The sequence below is a fragment of the Paraburkholderia phenoliruptrix genome (assembly GCF_047325075.1).
Classification (GTDB): domain Bacteria; phylum Pseudomonadota; class Gammaproteobacteria; order Burkholderiales; family Burkholderiaceae; genus Paraburkholderia; species Paraburkholderia phenoliruptrix.
Genome location: NZ_CP168530.1, coordinates 2,105,529 through 2,123,415 on the forward strand (window position 1 = coordinate 2,105,529; position 17,887 = coordinate 2,123,415).

At 63.6% G+C, this 17,887-nt stretch carries 14 protein-coding genes; 7 read left to right on the top strand and 7 right to left on the bottom strand.

Features of this window, described 5'->3' with window-relative positions:
- Positions 1 to 16: 16 nt before the first annotated feature.
- Positions 17 to 1,135: an AI-2E family transporter gene (locus ACEN8U_RS09315; RefSeq protein WP_310111104.1), complete on the bottom strand. Its 1,119-nt coding sequence runs from the start codon at positions 1,133 to 1,135 to the stop codon at positions 17 to 19.
- 349 nt (positions 1,136 to 1,484) lie between these two features.
- Between ACEN8U_RS09315 and ACEN8U_RS09320 the strand changes: the two genes are divergently transcribed.
- Positions 1,485 to 1,772, top strand: coding sequence for a DUF3331 domain-containing protein (locus ACEN8U_RS09320; protein ID WP_013592116.1), 288 nt, complete (start codon positions 1,485 to 1,487; stop codon positions 1,770 to 1,772).
- A 225-nt stretch (positions 1,773 to 1,997) separates the two neighbouring features.
- Positions 1,998 to 4,577, top strand: a complete 2,580-nt coding sequence (locus tag ACEN8U_RS09325) for an adenosylcobalamin-dependent ribonucleoside-diphosphate reductase (protein ID WP_310111102.1) — start codon at positions 1,998 to 2,000, stop codon at positions 4,575 to 4,577.
- 1 nt (position 4,578) lies between these two features.
- Here the strand turns inward: ACEN8U_RS09325 and ACEN8U_RS09330 are convergent, their stop codons facing one another.
- From ACEN8U_RS09330 to ACEN8U_RS09340, 3 genes are all read right to left on the bottom strand, one after another.
- Positions 4,579 to 6,411, bottom strand: a complete 1,833-nt coding sequence (locus ACEN8U_RS09330) for a HAMP domain-containing protein (protein ID WP_310111100.1) — start codon at positions 6,409 to 6,411, stop codon at positions 4,579 to 4,581.
- On the bottom strand, positions 6,411 to 7,430 hold the full coding sequence (locus tag ACEN8U_RS09335) for an ABC transporter substrate-binding protein (RefSeq protein WP_310111097.1): 1,020 nt from the start codon (positions 7,428 to 7,430) through the stop codon (positions 6,411 to 6,413). Before ACEN8U_RS09335 ends, ACEN8U_RS09330 begins: the two co-directional genes overlap by 1 nt.
- Positions 7,431 to 7,655: 225 nt before the next feature.
- A complete protein-coding gene (locus tag ACEN8U_RS09340; protein ID WP_310111094.1) occupies positions 7,656 to 8,588 on the bottom strand; it encodes a 2-hydroxyacid dehydrogenase in 933 nt (310 codons plus the stop codon).
- A 180-nt stretch (positions 8,589 to 8,768) separates the two neighbouring features.
- Here ACEN8U_RS09340 and ACEN8U_RS09345 point away from each other — a divergent pair, with 180 nt between their 5' ends.
- On the top strand, positions 8,769 to 10,247 hold the full coding sequence (locus tag ACEN8U_RS09345; protein WP_310111092.1) for a sensor domain-containing diguanylate cyclase: 1,479 nt from the start codon (positions 8,769 to 8,771) through the stop codon (positions 10,245 to 10,247).
- Between the two features lie 42 nt (positions 10,248 to 10,289).
- Here the strand turns inward: ACEN8U_RS09345 and ACEN8U_RS09350 are convergent, their stop codons facing one another.
- Positions 10,290 to 11,279: an AraC family transcriptional regulator gene (locus tag ACEN8U_RS09350; RefSeq protein ID WP_310111090.1), complete on the bottom strand. Its 990-nt coding sequence runs from the start codon at positions 11,277 to 11,279 to the stop codon at positions 10,290 to 10,292.
- A gap of 359 nt (positions 11,280 to 11,638) precedes the next feature.
- Here ACEN8U_RS09350 and ACEN8U_RS09355 point away from each other — a divergent pair, with 359 nt between their 5' ends.
- Both ACEN8U_RS09355 and ACEN8U_RS09360 read left to right on the top strand, forming a co-directional pair.
- Positions 11,639 to 12,691: an NAD(P)-dependent alcohol dehydrogenase gene (locus ACEN8U_RS09355; protein WP_310111087.1), complete on the top strand. Its 1,053-nt coding sequence runs from the start codon at positions 11,639 to 11,641 to the stop codon at positions 12,689 to 12,691.
- A 692-nt stretch (positions 12,692 to 13,383) separates the two neighbouring features.
- The gene (locus ACEN8U_RS09360) at positions 13,384 to 14,340 is read left to right on the top strand and encodes a LysR family transcriptional regulator (RefSeq protein WP_310111084.1); all 957 of its coding nucleotides are present in this window, start codon (positions 13,384 to 13,386) and stop codon (positions 14,338 to 14,340) included.
- Between the two features lie 37 nt (positions 14,341 to 14,377).
- Here the strand turns inward: ACEN8U_RS09360 and ACEN8U_RS09365 are convergent, their stop codons facing one another.
- Together ACEN8U_RS09365 and ACEN8U_RS09370 are read right to left on the bottom strand one after the other, a co-directional pair.
- Positions 14,378 to 15,514 carry a nucleoside hydrolase gene (locus ACEN8U_RS09365; RefSeq protein ID WP_310111080.1) on the bottom strand — a complete coding sequence of 379 codons (1,137 nt, stop codon included), beginning with the start codon at positions 15,512 to 15,514 and terminating at the stop codon, positions 14,378 to 14,380.
- A gap of 153 nt (positions 15,515 to 15,667) precedes the next feature.
- Positions 15,668 to 16,645, bottom strand: coding sequence for a hypothetical protein (locus ACEN8U_RS09370; protein WP_310111077.1), 978 nt, complete (start codon positions 16,643 to 16,645; stop codon positions 15,668 to 15,670).
- A 125-nt stretch (positions 16,646 to 16,770) separates the two neighbouring features.
- Between ACEN8U_RS09370 and ACEN8U_RS09375 the strand changes: the two genes are divergently transcribed.
- Positions 16,771 to 17,616, top strand: a complete 846-nt coding sequence (locus ACEN8U_RS09375; protein WP_310111074.1) for a M15 family metallopeptidase — start codon at positions 16,771 to 16,773, stop codon at positions 17,614 to 17,616.
- A 26-nt stretch (positions 17,617 to 17,642) separates the two neighbouring features.
- Positions 17,643 to 17,882, top strand: coding sequence for a hypothetical protein (locus ACEN8U_RS09380; protein ID WP_368608466.1), 240 nt, complete (start codon positions 17,643 to 17,645; stop codon positions 17,880 to 17,882).
- Positions 17,883 to 17,887: the final 5 nt, after the last annotated feature.

The window sequence follows — 17,887 nt, forward strand, 5'->3', positions numbered from 1 at the left end:
CACTGCGCGCATGCAGCTATTGGACGAGGTCGGTCCACAGCACCATCAAGACCGTCATCAGCGCGGGGCCGATAAAAAGGCCGAGCAGCCCGAAAGTCTCCGCGCCGCCCAGAATGCCGAACAGCACCAGCAGAAAAGGCAGCCGCGTGGAACTGCCGATCAGCACGGGCCGCACGAAATGCTCGGCGACGAACACCACGACCGAACCGAACACCAGCAGACCGATCGCGCCGGCCACCGAGCCTTGCGAAAACAGCCAGAGCGCGGCGAGGCCAAAGGTAATCGGCGCGCAAAACGGCAGCATCGCGGCAATGGCGGTGATGAGCGCGAGCAGCGCGACGTGCGGCAAGCCGGTGACGAAATAGGCGACGCCGAGCAGCGCGCCCTCGCCAAGTCCGACCACCACGAGTCCCGACACTGTGCCGCGCACGGCGATCGCCATCCGCTCGACGAGTTGCGCGCCGTCTTCTCCGAAGCCGCGCTGCAAACCTCGGGCCAGCGCGCCCGACAGCCGCGGCCCGGCCTGAAAGATCACGAACAGCGTGACGAGCATGAACGCGAACACCGTCACGGCATGCACGGCGCGCGCGCCGAAGTGCCGGCCCAGCGTGACGACCGTGGTGCTGTGCAAGCCCTTCATCGCCGCCGAATCGCGCAAGGGCGCAGCGAGATACGCCTGCCACCACGCCTCGGCCTCGTGCGCGCCGAACGGCAAACGGTGGATGAAGTCCGGCATCGCAATGCCGGTCTCCTGCGCGGCTTTGAACCAGTCCGAGAGGTCATGGGCTTCGCGCAACGCCTGGGCAATGCCAATCCCCACCGGCAGCACGACCAGCAACGCGATGGCAAGGGTCAGCACGACGGCAATCAGCGTGGTGCGCCCGGTCAGCCAGCGGCTGCCTTCCACCCTGCGCAGGAGCGGCCAGAGCGCAATCGCCAGCACGCCGGCCCAGCCGACCACCGGCAGAAAGTCGCGCACGACCCACAGCGCGAGCAGCACGAGCCCGATGTAAAGCGCCAGCGAAGCGGCCTTCTGCTTCTTGACGCGCTCCGGCGTCAGGAGGGACTGCGTAGGATGCGAGGAATGCGGCTGACGCGTCGATTCGGGCTGGGCAGCGGGCGGACGTGAATTCATGTGTACTCGTGTTGGGATGCCGGTATGTGCGCGAGCCAACTCGCAAAAAGCAAACCCGCTAAACTGGACGCGCTCGCATCATGATGACCCTCACATCTTAAAGGAAGCGCGGCTAGGGCCCTGTCGGCGGCTTTTGGCTGTCTCACCCGCTACAACACTGCGTTGCAAAAAGCGCTCTTATCTCATTTTCGCGCGGCGTGCCCTTCGGCGAGGCCCGCCAGTTCAAGCGCAGTCGAAAGTCAAGTCTGATTGTTGCTAATTGGGGAACAGTGTTTCAACGTGCGCACAATGGCTCTCCAGCGCGCGCGGGACTAAATTCGGCACACCCACAAATACGGAGCCGACGATGATGACCCTGGAGTCCATCCCCCTTGACGGTACCAACGGCGTACGCATCGAGATTCTCGAGCGCTCCGACACGACGCTGGTGATCCGCTGGGTCGAGCCCGGACGATGTCATTACGGCGAACAGCGGTGGCGGCGCAGATCGGCGCACACGTCGGGAACCTGCGCGGTGTCGCGGCGCAAGATCCGCCGCGGGGACGCCGTGTTCAAGCCGGCCGAGCGGCCGGCGCCCGCCAATGCGTCGGCGATGATCTGCGCGGAAATCCTCGGCGCGCTGCCTGCGGAAGTCTGAGGTCTGCGCCGCTACGCATGCTCACGCCTGCTTGTGTTTGCCCTGATGACACCGTTCCCAAGGCCGTAGCCGCACCAACCTGCCCCGATTGCGGCCCTTCGCCACGTGCGCTAAGGTGGACCTGCTTGCGTCACGTCATCGTGCCGGCCCGACGCCGGGCCGTAAAGTGACGCGCATCTCCACCCATCGCGCCGTGCACGGCACGGCGCCGTTTGAGGGCACACCATGGCAGAAGACACGCCGCATCCGTCGGCCCGGCCGGACACTCGCGCGGCCAGCGCACCCCCCGCTCCGCTAGTCGCTCCCCAACAGTTTTCCACCGACGTCCTGCTCGAGAAATACGCGAAAGGCGACGAGCAATCCGCGGACGACGTCTTCCGGCGCGTCGCGCGCGGCGTCGCCGAGGCGGAACCGGCGGCGCTGCGCGAGTCGGTGGAAGCGCTCTTCGTCGACAATCTGCGGCACGGCGCACTGGGCGCGGGCCGCATCATGAGCGCTGCGGGCACCGGCATCGCGGCCACGCTCATCAACTGTTTCGTACAGCCGGTCGGCGACGCCATTCAGGGCGTCGACGAACAAGGCCTGCCCGGCATCTACGTCGCGCTTCTGCAAGCGGCGGAAACCATGCGGCGCGGCGGCGGCGTCGGCTACAACTTTTCGGCGATCCGGCCGAAGGGCGCGCGCGTTCGTACCACCAGTTCGTCGGCGTCCGGGCCGTGCAGTTATATGGATGTGTTCGATGCCTCCTGCCGCACGGTGGAAAGCGCTGGCTCGCGGCGCGGCGCGCAGATGGCCGTGCTCGACTGCAATCATCCGGATCTGCTCGAGTTCATCGAGGCCAAGCATTCGAAGGGACGCTGGAATAACTTCAACGTGTCGGTGGGCGTGACCGACGAGTTCATGCGCGCCGTCGAGGAAGACGAGCCGTGGCAACTCGTGCACCGCGCCGAGCCGTCGCCGGCGCTGCGCGCGGCCGGCGACGTGAGGCAGCGCGAGGACGGCATGTGGGTCTACAGCGAGCGGCCCGCGCGCGAGATCTGGGAGCGCATCATGCGCTCGACTTACGACGTGGCTGAGCCGGGCATCGTCTTCATCTCGCGGATGAACGAGGACAACAACCTGCGCGCCGTCGAAACCATTCGCGCAACCAATCCCTGCGGCGAACAGCCGTTGCCCGCCTACGGCTGCTGCAATCTCGGGCCGCTCAACCTGACGCGTTTCGTGCTCGACCCGTTCGCGCAAATGAAAGGCGGCAAGCCGTCATTCGATTGGGACGGCCTCGCCCAACGCACGCGCACGCAGGTGCGTTTTCTCGACAACGTGCTCGACGTCACGCTGTGGCCGCTGCCGCAGCAATACGACGAATCGCGCGCCAAGCGCCGCATCGGCGTGGGCTTTACGGGCCTTGGCGACACGCTCGTCATGCTCGGCCTGCGCTACAACTCGCAGGAAGGCCGCGACTTCGCCGTGCGGATTGCGCGGCTGATGCGCGACGAGGCGTATCGCGCGTCGGTGGAACTGGCGAAGGAACGCGGCGCGTTTCCGCTATTCGATGCCGCGCGCTACCTCGAAGCCGGCACGTTCGCGTCGCGCCTGCCCGAGGACATCAAGGAGGCGATTCGCCGCGACGGCATCCGCAACAGCCATCTGCTGTCTATCGCGCCGACCGGCACCGTGAGCCTCGCGTTTGCGGACAATGCGTCGAACGGCATCGAGCCGGCCTTCTCGTGGACCTACACGCGCATGAAGGTGATGGCCGACGGCGGCCGCGAATCGTTCGACGTGGAAGACTACGCGTACCGGCTGTATCGCGAGCTGGGCGGCGACGTGCGCCGGCTGCCGGACTATTTCGTCAGCGCGCTCGAGATGTCCGCGCGCGATCATCTGGACATGATGGCCGCGGTGCAGCCTTACGTGGACACGTCGATCTCGAAGACCGTCAATGTGCCCGCCGACTATCCGTTCGAAGCCTTCGAAAGCCTCTATTTCGATGCGTGGAAAAGCGGCCTCAAGGGTCTCGCCACCTATCGCCCGAACGAAACTCTCGGCGCTGTGCTGAGCGTGAGCGCGGCGCAAGCCGACGACACGCTCGCCGAAAGCGACCTCGATCCGCTGCGAATCGCAATCGACCATCGGCCCAAAGGCGAGTTGCCGGCGATCATCGAAAAGGTCGAGTACCTGACGCAGGCCGGCAAGAAGTCGCTCTATGTGGCGGTGTCGTTCATCGAGGTGACCGGACGCCTCGGCGGTGAGGACGTGACAATCGAGCGGCCTATCGAGTTCTTCATTCCGACCGGTCAGCGCGACGAATCGCAGCAATGGATCACGGCGACCATGCGCTCGCTGTCGCTCGCCGCGCGCGGCGGTTTTGTCGCGCGTAATCTGCAGGACATGCGCAAGGTGTCGTGGGACCGCGGGCAGGTGCGGCTCGGCGAAGTGCAGCGTCTGGACGGTCACCGCACGCCGCGCTGGCACGACTCCGAAGTGGCCGCGCTCGCCTTTGCCATCCAGCAGATCTTGCATCGCCGCGGCTTTCTCGACGCCGAGGGCAATCAGGTTCCGTCGCGTCTGCTCGCCCGCCTGCCGCGCGGCCAGATGAAAGGCGAAACGGCGCTGTCCGCGGACTTCGGCATGCGCCCGCATCCCGCCGGCGCCGATACGCCCGAATTGACCCAGCCCGGCATGATGCCGGGGCTGCATACGATGCTCGGGCGCAAATGCGGGTCGTGCGGCGCCAACGCCGTGATTCGCAAGGACGGCTGCGACTTCTGCACCGCGTGCGGCGAAGTCGGCGCATGCGGCTGAGTTAGCCGACCGGGGCCTGCACGTCGTCCGGCAGGGGAATCCGCAGTGCGACCACCGTGCCGGTGCTCGTACTGCTCGTAATGGTGAGCGCTCCGCCGATCAGGCGGGCGCGCTCGGCCATGCCGAGCAGGCCGTACGAGCCGCGTTGCCGCGCGGACACCGCGTCCCGGTCGAAGCCGCAGCCGTCGTCGCGGATCTCCAGATCAATGAAGCCTTCGCCCGAACGCAGCGTCAACACGACATGCGACGCCCGCGCGTGCCGCGCCACATTGGTGAGCGACTCCTGCGCGATACGGAAAATGGCGGTGGCGCGCGCGTCCTCGAGCACCGGCTCGTCGCCGTGCGTCACGACCGTGCACTGAATGTAGTAGCGCGCGTTGAAGTCCTGCGCGAGCCATTCGAGCGCGGAAACAAGGCCGAAATTCAACGCAGCCGGGCGCAGATGATTGGCGACGTTGCGCACCATCCACATGGTCCTTTCGATGAGTTCGCGCATCGCGTCGGTCTTGCCCTGGGCCTCCGGATTGCCGGCGAGCCTCATCTGCAGCAAGGAGATATCGATCTTGAGCGCGGTCAGAAGCTGGCCGAGTTCATCGTGCACCTCGAGCGCGATGCGCTTTCTCTCCTCCTCCCGAATCACTTCGAGGTGCCACGACAGTTCCCGCAGTTCCTCGCGCGACGCGCGCAGTTCCTGCTCGGTGCGCTTGCGCTCGGCCACTTCCGCCTGCAGTTCGTCGCGATGACGGCGCAAATGGTCGAGCGCCTGCCTGCGCGCCGTGACGTCGGCGAAGAAGCCGTCGAGCCGAACGATCGCGCCCCTCGAATCCGCGACGCCGCGCGCGCTCAACTGCACCCAGATCACCGTGCCGTCGGCGCGCGCGAGCGGAAGCTCGAGTTCGGCGATTTCGCCGCTGCCGTCCAGACGCTCGAAGAGCCCCTCCACCTGCTGCCGCGTAAACGGCCGCTTGTCGGGCTCGCGCGTTCCCGCGGCCACCAGCGTCCGCGCGCTGTCGTAGCCGAGCAGGCGCGCCATCGCCGGATTGGCCTCTTCGAGCCAGCCGTTGCGATGCAGGCGGAAGATACCTTCCAGGGCGTTTTCGACGATGCTGCGATACTTCTGCTCGCTTTCATAAAGGCGCGCCGTCGATTCGCGCAGGCGGTCCGCCATTGCATTCACGCGCGCGGCGAGCCGGCCGAGCTCGTCGTCGGATTCGACGGCGCAGCGCACGTCCAGATTGCCGGCCGCGATGCGGTCGACCATTTCCTCCAGCCGGTTGATCGGGCTGCGCACCATGCCGTTCAGCAGCACCAGCGTCGCTGCGTAGAGCGTGGCGACCACGGCGGCGATCGTCGCGAGAATCGCGCCGCGTGCGTCGCGCATGGCCTGTGTGGCCAATGCCGTTGAAAGCTCGACGCGCACCTCGCCGAGCTTTTCGCGCGGCGCATCGCCGGGCGGCTGATACTCGATGGCGCGCACGCGCACCACGTCGTGGGCCGGATCGGCACGACGCGCGCCCTTGACCTCGGCCACGACCCCATAGCCGACTGCAGTGACCGTGAACCGCACGACTTCGGGATTCGGCGCAAGCGCGGCAAGCTGGGCACTGATCGCGCCGCGGTCCACATTCCACAGCGGCAAGGCAAGCGAGCGGCTGAACAGATCGGAGATGCGCGCGGCGCGCTCTTCGAGCTCGGAGAATTTCTGCTCGCGTTGATGCTCGATCAGAAAGTAGGCGGACGTGCCGGCGACCACCGCGACGAGCACCGCGAGCGCAAGCATGAGCTTCGCGTGCAGATTCAGCGAGCGCACACGCGGAAGTGCAAATGGACGCATCACACGGCTCCGGCGAATGGGCCGACAAGCCGCGCGAGACTGAAGTCGTAGCGGCCCGGCTCGGGATGCAACGCCTTCGAGAAGACCGTGAAATCGAGCCTGTCGCCGTGATCGAACACGGCCTGGCTAAAGCGATCGACGTTGCCCTGATGAACCACGCTCAGAAAGTCCAGCGTCTGGCGGGCGCCTCCCGACGCGGCGAAATCCATGCCGCGATGGTAGTCGTAGAGCAGCACCATTGCCCAGGCGCCGATGAAGTAGTCGCCGCCGACCATGGCGGCAAGGCCGCCCTCGGCGACGCTGCGCAGCGCACCGCGCAACGCGCCCATGCCGCCCACCAGCACCGGCGCGCCACGCGCCTTGACGGCGTTCAGCGCGCCGAGTGCCATCGAGTCGTTTGCCGCCCACACGAGATTGGTGTCCGGGTAGCGAGCCAGCAGCACGCGCGCCTTCTGCTCGCTGTCCGCGTAACTCCAGTCGCTGAAAACCAGCTGATAGGTGCGCGCACCGCGCGCGCCCGCCAGGTAGGCCTCGACGCCCGAGGCGCGCTCTTGCGAAACCGGCGTGTTCGGATCGCCGGTAATGCCGATGACGCGCGGCGGCGCGCCGGCGAGCCGCTGGCACAAATAGCTCATCAACCGATAGCCGCCGCGCGTGGCGTTGGCGGTGACGGTGCCGATCCAGTTCGGGATGCGCTGCCGCTCGTCGCCGATCTCGCGGCGCTGCCGCGCCGTCACGTCGTTATGAATCACCATGACCTTCGCCGACGAGCGCGCGAGCGCCATAAGCATCGGCTGCGCGGCCATTTTTTCGTTGACGATGACGACGTAATCCGGCGCGTCGGCGCGGCGCGCGACCTCCTCCGCCTGGCGCTGCATCAGCAGATGATCGCGCTCCGCATACAGCACCTCCAGTTGCATGTCGAAAGACCGCGCGGCAATGCCCATGAACTGCGACACCAGTTGCCAATGCTGGCCGGTGCCGTGCTCGACGGCCTCGCCGGGATTGAGGAAAACCACGCGAGGGCTGCGTGCCGCTGCGCGAGCGAGGCGAGTCGGGCCCAGCAAAGCGCCTAGCGAGTATGCAATGAGCGCATCTCTCCGTTTCATCTTACTATTTGGTTTGGCTGTGGCGCGGGGCAATCATTATCGATCTATCGCCATGCTATTGCACTTCTCGCAAGTGCTGACCAAGCGGACGCGCCAGAGACCTGGGGGAGAACGGGAACGGACGGCTCGCGTCGGTCAGACCGGCGTGAGCAGGGGTTCACCGGCGAAATGGCATTTTGCGTTGCGCAAGAAGTTCTCGACCGACGCCGCGATCGCTTCCGGCGATCTGCCGCCGACGTGCGGCGTCAACACGACGTTCGTCAGGTCCAGCAGCGCCGCGGGCGGCTGCGGCTCGCCTTCGTAGACGTCGAGTGCAGCGCCCGCAATGGTGCCCGCCATGAGCGCCGCGGCAAGCGCGGCGGTATCGACCACGCTGCCGCGGGAAACATTGACGACGAAACCGGCCGGGCCGAGCGCCTGCAGCACCTGCGCATCGATCAGGTGATAGGTGCCCGCACCGCCTGGCGTTGCGATCACGAGGAAGTCGCTCCACTGCGCGAGCGCGAGCGCGCTGTCGAAATAGCGCGACGTCGCGCCCGCTCGCGGCTGACGGTTGTGGTAGCCGATCTCCATGTCGAAGCCCGCGCCGCGTCGCGCGATCTTCTCGCCGATGTTGCCGAGTCCCACAATGCCAAGCCGCTTGCCGCAGACGCCCGGGCGCATCGGCAACGCGTCGCGCCACACGCCCGCGCGCGTCGCGAGGTCAAGCTGCGGGACGTCGCGCACGATGGACAGCAACAGCGCGAACGCGTGATCGGCGACGCAGTGGTCGTTGGTGCCCGCTCCGTTGGCGAGGGCGATGCCGCGCGAGCGCGCGTGGTCGACGGCGAGGTTTTCATAGCCCGCGCCGAGCGCACTGACCAATTCGAGCTGCGGCAGGCCGTCGATCTCCGCCGCCGCGAGCCCTCGTGTACCGTTCGTCAGCACCGCGCGGATCGCCTGACCGTGCGTGGCGATGGCCGCGGCCTGTTGCGCCGGATCCGGTGCGTAGACGACATCGAACTCGGCCTCGATGCGAGCGCGGCTCATGTCGTCGAGGGGAATCAGGATCAGTAACGAAGGCTTCATGTCGGTCATTTGTCAGTAACGCACAGGGCAGCTCTGGGGCGCGACGAGCGAAACCGAGTGTAGCAAGCCAGAAAAACGCGCGCCCGGCGAGATCCGGTGCGAGCATCGCACATCAACGCCTGTTTTTAGATCGACGCGAAGCGGTCGTAGAATAGCCGGACTTTTCGCGACGAGAATCTCATGCTGGATATTCTGCCTGGCGCACCGAAACCCGCCACCGACGATTCGAAAATGTTCGATCTCGCGCCCGTCTCGCTGTGGGTGGAAGATTTCAGCGGCGTGCGCGATCTGTTCGAGGCATGGCGAACCGAGGGCGTGACCGACCTGCGCGCGTATTTCAAGGCGGTGCCCGAACGGGTCGCGCAATGCGCGCATAGCATTCGCGTCGTCAAGGTCAATCAGAAGACGCTGACGCAATTCGAGGCCGCCGATTTCGACACGCTCAACGGCAACCTCGCGGCCGTATTCCGCGACGATATGCTGAAGACTCATCTCGAGGAACTCTGTCAGCTGTGGGCCGGGCAATTGCACTTCACGAGCCAGACAGTGAACTACACGCTCGGCGGACGGCGACTCGACGTGCTGCTGAAGGGCTCGGTGCTGCCCGGTCATGAAGAACGCTGGGACCGTGTGCTCGTGTCGGTGGAGGACATCACCGAACTGGAGGGCGCGCGGCATCGCGTGACGCTCGCGGAGCAATACGCGCGCGGTCTTTTCGAACATTCCCCGGTCTCGCTGTGGGTGGAAGATTTCAGCGCGGTCAAGCAACTGCTGGATCAGGCGCGCGCGGCGGGCATCAGCGATTTTCGCGTGTTCACCGACGTGCATCCGGAGTTCGTCGAGCGCTGCATGCAGGAGATTCATGTGCTCGACGTGAACCAGCACACGATCGAGATGTTCGCCGCTCCGGACAAAAAGACCTTGCTCGCGCGTCTGCCGGAGGTGTTCCGCGACGACATGCGTCCGCACTTTCGTGAGCAGTTGCTCGATCTATGGGACGGCAAGCTGTTCCAGCAACGCGAAGTACTGAACTATTCGCTCGACGGCGACGAGGTGCACGTGCATCTGCAGTTTTCCGTGCTGCCGGGGCATGAAGCGAACTGGGACCTGGTGCTGGTCGCGCTCACCGACATCACCGCGCGCAAGAAGGCCGAGGCGTACCTCGAATTCCTCGGCAAGCATGACGTGCTGACGAAATTGCGCAACCGCTCGTTCTATGTCGACGAACTCAACCGGCTCGAGCGCAAAGGACCGTGGCCCGTCACGATCATCATGGCCGATCTGAACGGCCTGAAACGCGTGAACGATCAACTCGGCCATGCGGCCGGCGACGCACTGCTGCGCCGCGCCGGCGAAGTGCTCGCGAAAGCCATGGAGCCGCCGTTTCAGGCCGCGCGCATCGGCGGCGACGAATTCGCGATTCTCATGCCGAACACCGACGAGCGCGGCGGCGCAGCGATGATCGATGCGATCTGCCAACTCGTCGACATGAACAATCAGTTCTATCCCGGCTCGCCGCTCAGCTTTTCGATGGGCATGGCGACCTGTCAACGCGGCGACCGTCTCGAAGCGGGCGTGCAGCGCGCGGATCTGCTGATGTACGAGGAAAAGCGCTCGCACTACGCCCATCAGGCGGACGCGAAAGCGAGCGGCAATTAGCGAGCTCAGGGCGCGGCGCGAACTTGCGCGCCGCGCCTTGTGCTATACCGCCGTCACGTAGCGCGCGGCAGGCTTCACGACGCGCGGCGGCGGCGAGTCGTAGATGGCGCGCATGCGCTTGACTTCATCCACGGGACTCAGGCCGAAAAGACGCTTGAATTCGCGGCTGAACTGCGACGCGCTTTCATACCCCACTCGCGCCGCTGCCGCGCCCGCGTTCAAGCCGTCCTGCACCATCAGCAAACGCGCGTGATGCAAACGCGTGGTCTTCACGTATTGCATCGGCGAAGTCGCGGTCACGGCCTTGAATTGCGCGTGAAAAACCGCGAGGCTCATGCCGGCTTCCGCGGCGAGCGTATCGACGTCGAGCGCACCGTGATAATCGGCATGAATGCGGCGCAGCGCCTTCGCAATGCGCCCGAAATGATTCTGATGCGTGAGCGCCGCGCGAATCGCGTCACCCTGCTCGCCCGTCAGCACGCGATAGCAGATTTCGCGCACGATGCCGGGCGCGAGAATGCGCGCGTCGAGCGGCGACATGAGGGCATCCAGCAGGCGCTGCACGGCGCTGCTCAAAGCCGGATCGAGCGGCGTGGAGTAAATGCCGAGCGGTTCGTTGCGCGCGGTGCCCTGTGTTTCGTTGAGCGCCATGAGCAGTTCGGCGACCATGGTCAGATCCACTCGAATGGAGATGCCGAGAAACGGCTCTCCCGGACTCGCCTCGGTCTCGCACTCGAACGGCAGCGGCACGGACAACACCAGGTACTGCTGAGCGTCGTACTGGAAGACCTGGTCGCCGAGATAGCCGCGCTTGCGCCCCTGACACACGATCACAATGCTCGGTTCGTACATGACCGGCATGCGCGGCATCGGCGTGTTCGCGCGCATCAGATTGACACCTTCCAGGCTCGAACGCGTCATGCCCTGTTTGGGCGCGAGCATGTCGAAGACTTCGATCAGGCGCTGCTGCGCGGCGTGTGCGTCCGCACTCGGAGCAGAAAACGAGGAAGATTGAGGCGAATGCGGTGACATGACGATATAGTGACGGCTAAGAGAATAATGCTCGAAATTTAGCACCAAACTGCCTGCCGCGCTGTGTGCCAGGAGTTTTAGGCAAATCTTCAAGACATTCAGGTATTCACGGGTTCGCCGCGGGCTTCTACCATGGGAACCCTGCCGCATGACCTTCGCCGCGCTTCGTGGCTGCGGGTCGGCAGTTCATCTTCGATGAGTTCGCCGTTGTGGCCGGCGTTGCGCCGTGCGCCTTGCGCTTTGATCCGGCGCGGCGGCCCGGCGCTGCGATCCCTTGCAACGGCAATCTGGCCGCACGCGCGACGCGCGTTGCCCGTCGCCGGCCTCTTTCAACATCACCTTCTTTGCTGGAGCCCCCCATGAGCACGACGTATGCCTATGCTGCGACCGACGCGAGCGCGCCGCTCGCCCCGTTCGAAATCCAGCGCCGCGAATTGCGCGCGCATGATGTGCAGATGGAAGTGCTGTTTTGCGGCGTCTGCCACTCGGACCTGCATCAGGCCCGCAACGAATGGAAGAACACGGTCTATCCGGTGGTGCCGGGTCACGAGATTGTCGGCCGCGTGACCGCGGTCGGTCCGCAAGTATCGAAGTACAAGGTAGGCGACCTCGTCGGCGTGGGCTGCCTCGTCGATTCGTGCCGCACCTGTGCGAGCTGCGCGGAAGGCCTCGAACAGTACTGCGAGAACGGCTTTGTCGGCACCTATAACGGCGTGGACCGCGTAGACGGACAAATTACCTACGGCGGTTATTCGACGCAGCTCGTGGTCGACGAAGAATTCACGCTGCGCGTGCCGCAGAACCTCGATCCGGCCGGCGTCGCGCCGTTGCTGTGCGCCGGCATCACGACGTATTCGCCGCTGCGCACGTGGGGCGCGGGTCCAGGCAAGAAGGTCGGCATTGTCGGCCTCGGCGGCCTCGGCCACATGGGCGTGAAGCTGGCGCGCGCAATGGGCGCGCATGTGGTGCTGTTCACGACGTCGGCGTCGAAGATCGAGGATGCGAAGCGCCTCGGCGCACACGAAGTGGTCATTTCGAAGCATCCCGAAGAGATGGAAGCCCACGCCAACAGCTTCGATCTGATTTTGAATACGGTGGCTGCGCAGCACGACCTGAACCCGTTCATAAACCTGCTGAAGCGCGATGGAACGATGACGCTGGTGGGCGCGCCGGAGCACGATCATCCGTCGCCGCAAGTGTTCAGCCTGATTTTCAAGCGCCGCCGGCTGGCCGGTTCGCTGATCGGCGGTATTGCCGAGACGCAGGAGATGCTGGATTTCTGCGGCGAGCATGGCATTACTTCGGACATCGAAATCATTCCGATGCAGAAGATCAATGAGGCGTATGAACGGATGTTGAGGAGCGATGTGAAGTATCGGTTTGTGGTTGATATGGATTCCTTGCGGAAGTGAATCAGGTTTTTTTCGGCTTCGGCTAGGGGTTCTTTTTGAACCCCCTTGGCCTTTCCTTGTGTTCGTGTCGGTCTATTGGTGTTGCCCCTGTGCGGGGCGGCACCTACTTTCTTTGCCGCCGCAAAGAAAGTAAGCAAAGAAAGCGGCTCACACCGCCAGCTCATAAGTGGGTCCCTCGCTTGGAGGGGGCAGTGGTGCATCTGGAATCTATTCCCTCGCACATTGCGCGCTCGTGACAAGGCAGTCATTCCTCCGGCGGCGCTGCGCGCGCCGTGGCGGTCGTTCTCAACGCCGCCCTCCGGTGAAACCGTCTCTCTTCCATTGGGTTTCCGGAGCACTCCGCGCGCACAGAGAGCGGGTGGGTTTCACAGAGAGCGGGTGGGTTTAAGTGAACCGTTCCGGCGAGCACGCAGTGCGAGGCGGGAGGAATGACTGCCTTGTCACCAACGCAGAATGTGCGGGAACACCGATTCCAGATGCACCACTGCCCCCTCCAAGCCAGGGGACCCACTTATGAGCTGGCGGTGTGAGCCGCTTTCTTTGCCTACTTTCTTTGCGGCATGCAAAGAAAGTAGGTGCCGCCCCGCACAGGGGCAACACCAATAAACCGACACGAACACAAGGAAAGGCCAAGGGGTTTAAAAAAACCCAAACCACAGACAAAAAAACCACAACAGAAAAGAGAAGCCCAAATGCTAGACCGAATAACAGCAATGCGCATCTTTCTCCGAATAGTGGACACCAACAGCTTCACCCGCGCGGCGGAATCCCTGAATATTCCGCGTGCGACGGCGACCACTATCGTCCAGAACCTGGAAGCCCTGCTCGGCACGCAGCTCCTCGCCCGCACCACCCGGCGTATCAGCGTCACGCCGGAAGGCGCGGCCTACTATGAACGGTGCGCGCAGATCCTCGCCGACATCGACGAGATGGAAGCGAGCATCCGTCACGCCACCGACAACCTCACGGGCCGCCTGCGCATCGAAATGCCCGGCGCGGTGGCAAGCGCAATCGTCCTGCCCGCCCTCGACGATTTCCATACGCGCTACCCGAACCTCGACCTCGCCATCGGCGTCAGCAATCGCACCGTCGATCTGATTTCAGAAGCCATCGACTGCAGCATTCAGCTCGGGGAACTGCCCGACTCGAATCTGGTGGCGCGGCACCTCGGCACGCTCGAACACGTGACCTGCGCGAGCCCCGCTTACCTCGCGCGCTACGGCACGCCCACGAGTCTCGACGATTTGCGCGGACATGTCGCCGTCAATTGCATGTCGCCGCACAACGGCCGCGAGGTCGCTTTCGATTTCGAAGTGGACGGCGAGGCGCGAAGCGTCAAGGTGAATGGGTTCATCAAGGTCAGCGACGAGCAGGCTTATCTCACCTGCGGTCTGCGGGGCCACGGGCTGATTCAACCGGCGCGGATTGCCGCGCAGCCGTACCTGGACTCGGGAGAATTGCGCGAAGTATTGCCGCAATGGAAGCCGGTGCCGATGCCGGTCTCCGTCGCGTATCTGAAGAATCGGCACGTGTCACCGCGCGTGCGTGCCCTTGTCGACTGGCTCGCGGAGTTGTTCGAAAAGGCCGAGCACGTCGATCAGGACCTGTCGCGCGTGCGCCAGTTGTTGCGAGGCCTGCATCCCGCATGAAGCGCGTGCAATGCAGGCTCGCAGCAGTATCGACGCGTCAGCCTGGCAGCGGCACCGGTCGCGTCAGCAAGTCCACATAGAAATTGAAGAAGCTCTGGTTGTCGAAGCGCTTGATGATCGTCATCTTCTGCACACCGGCCGGCGGAGAACTCGGATAGCCGGTAGCTTTCCCATCATTGGCGCCGAAGCTCGTGTCCACGTCCACCCACTCGTCCACTGTCTGCGTCGCAAATGAAGGGTGCATGAGATAGCCGAGCGTCAATGTGTCCCAGATGTTCGTCGTGTAGTTCGGGTTCGTCTCGAAGCCGTTCTTGCCGTCGAAGCCATAACCGTTCAGCGTCTTGAACAACTGGGTAATGATGGTCTGTTTGGTCGGGTCGTGCGCGACACGATCGTAAAGCGCCTTATCCATCTTCACGGTGTCGGTGACATCGAGCGGAACGACCACCTGTTTGATCGGCAGGCGCAACACCTCTTTCGCCGCTTCAGGATCGAACCACCAGTTGAATTCCGCCGTCGGCGTGGTATTGCCCGGCACGTCGATCGCGCCGCCCATATAAATGATCTGCTTGATCAACGGCACGATCTCAGGATGCTGGCGTGTGGCGAGCGCGATGTTGGTCAATGGTCCGATAGCAAGAATCGTGACTTCGCCGGGATTCTGCTTCACTGAATCGACGATGAAATCCACCGCGCTTTTGCTCTGCACTTTGGTGTGAGTCGCGAAGCCGTCGGGCGGCGCGACGAGGTCGCTGTCCGACTTTGGCTCGGGCCTTCCCCACGCGCCGAGATAACCGTCGCCGCCGGGGAATTGCGCCATTTCCGCCTGAATGGTGGCGAAATCGTGCGACAGTGCATAGTTGGCGCCTGCATAGATGCCGATCTGCTTCTCGACGCCGAGCCGCTCCACGGATTTCAACGCATCCGCCACGCCCTGTTTCAACCACTGATTGCCGGATACCACGGTAATGCCGAGTACCTTCAACGATCCTTGCGCCTGCAATTGCGCCGCCATGACGCCGAGCTGACCGTCGTCGCTCAGCGTGTTGTAGTCGCTGTCGATAATGACTTTCGGGGGATTGGGAGGATTCAGATTGCTGCCGCCGCACGCCGCAATCGCGAGAGCAGTCACGACGCTTGCTACATACTTCAATGCCACGAGAAACCGCTTCATTGATGTCTCCTGTTCTATCGCATCGGTGTGCGACTCGGGAGGTTCATCATAGACGGAAAGGCAGCGAAATCAAACCGAAGGGTCAATGAAGCTCGCAAACGACACGAGCTTCGCAGTCCTTCAGTCCGGTACGCCGCCTATGCGGCGAATCAATCAGGGTTGACGCGCTTGCGGCGTGGAGCCCGGGCAAGCCGGGTCTTTGCCCCAATGGCCGTCGCACACGCGCCAGCGGCACAACTGGTCCTCGAAAAAGCCTCGCTGGCCGCACTCTTTCACGCGCTCGGCGAGCTTCGCGTTGCCGGGCGCGGCGCTCGCCACCTTAGTCGTGGCATTGCTGCCGCCCGTTTTCGTATCGGCCGGTTTGGTGCGTGCAACGAGCGCGGCCAATAGATCGGCGTCCGAATCATCTTTCGACGACGTGTCTGGCTTCGACTTCTTCGATTGAGCGACGGCAGTCGTCGTGGTGGACCGATGAGCGCCTGCACTGGCCGTGGCGCTTTCCTTCTTGCCGCGCGTCGTAGCTTCGTGTCTGCTCGTGCTCGCGATCGCCGAACGGTTGTCGTGCTTCGGCGTTGACGTGGCCGGCTGCGCCGCTGAACCCGACGCGCCGGCTGAAGCGGCTGCAGCAATCGAAGCAACCGGCGCGGAGGCACTCGTCGGCTCCGCGCCGGCAGCGAGCGCGCGCGACAAGCGGCTTTCCGTCGCGCCCGCCGCTGCCGACGCGGAGGTGGCGGCAGCTTTGCTGTCGCTGTCGTCGGCGATGATGGTCGCGGCTTGTGACGAGGCAGGCGCTGCTGCCCGCGCATTCGCGGCAACCTGCACCGCGTCGCTCACGGCCGATGCCGGCGCGGCCGCCTTCGCGATGTTCACGGCGCTCGCCGATGCCGCCGCAGCCAGCGTTTCGTTCTGCTCGCGCTGCTGCATATGCCACGCGCCCCAACCGCCCGCCGCAATCACGAGCAAGGCGCCAAGCGCAAGCGGCGTTCTGGACCGGCGTGTTTTTTCGGCAGGCGGCGCGACGCAGCCTTCCAGATTCGCAAGAATTCGCGAACCATTGCCGTCGGCGCCTTTAGCCTTATCGGATAACAGGCTTGGCGGGGCTTTGGAATTTGAATTTTCCGGCGCACTCATTCACTGTCTCATTGAATCCTGGATTATTTCGCCGTGATAATACCGCTCCGGCTCCTCTCCGAGCAGGCCTGATTCTAAGAGCAAGCATTACAAAATACAATTGTTTCCAATTTCCGGGGTAGCCATTGATTGCCGTAGTACTTCTTGCCTATTTCGCCGTCGCGGTCCTCATCGCGGCAATGCTGCTTTTGCCGGCAGTGCGTGCTTCCTTATTAGGCGCCGCGCAGACGATTCACGAGCGTGTTATGCGCCGCGCATCGAGCAGTGCATCTCGCGCCCGCAGCCAATTAGCCCGCTCGGCAAGAATTTCGCAATCCACCGTGGTTGACGTGAAAAAATTACTGGCGCGTCGGCGCTTGCTGATTTTTACCACCACAGGTATTCTTGCGACGCCGCCATTGGTGGCATTGGGATTACGCGGCCGTCAGTTATTTCAATTTGACGACACCGCGCGGGTACCGGACGAAAAAATCGCTGCTTTATTGAACGGCGAACAGCTCGTGCCCCCGCCGCCGCTGCCGCCGGAGGTGTTCGCCACGCGGGAGGTGGAGCAGATCCGGCCGGCGCTGAAGGACGCAAGCCGCGACTGGAATTTGCTCGACGCCGATTTCCGAACGCGTTTATTGCTCGTCTACAAAATCATGCATGAGCAGTACGGCTACGAAATGGCCCTGCTGGAAGGTTATCGCAGTCCGGAGCGGCAAAACCGGCTCGCGCAAATTGGGAGCAATGTGACCAATGCCGCTGCGTTTCAAAGCTATCACCAATACGGTCTTGCGGCGGACAATGCGTTTCTGCGCGACGGCAAGCTCGTCATTTCAGAAAAAGATCCCTGGGCCATGCGAGGCTATCAGTTATATGGACAAACAGCCGAGCAAGTCGGTCTGACATGGGGCGGCCGCTGGAAAATGATGGATCTCGGGCACGTTGAATATCACAAACCCGGCTTCGTCCTCGGGCGGGGTCATTAAGGCGAAGCGGCACAAGAGGTTGGAAAATGGGGCGTTCAATCAATATTTCTGGCAAAAAGCGGCAATATGAACCGCAATCCGGCATACGCAGTCGCATACGCCCCGCCGCTATTCATGATGCCGTCGATTGCGGATTTAACAATTCAGCCGCTTTCGTCCTCCGCATGAATCGGCTTTCGTTTTCTTTCACGCCATTTTCAAACGCCGCCCCTCTCGTGATGCCGTTTGCCACAGCACGCGCCACAACATATATCACCAAGATCTGAACGGC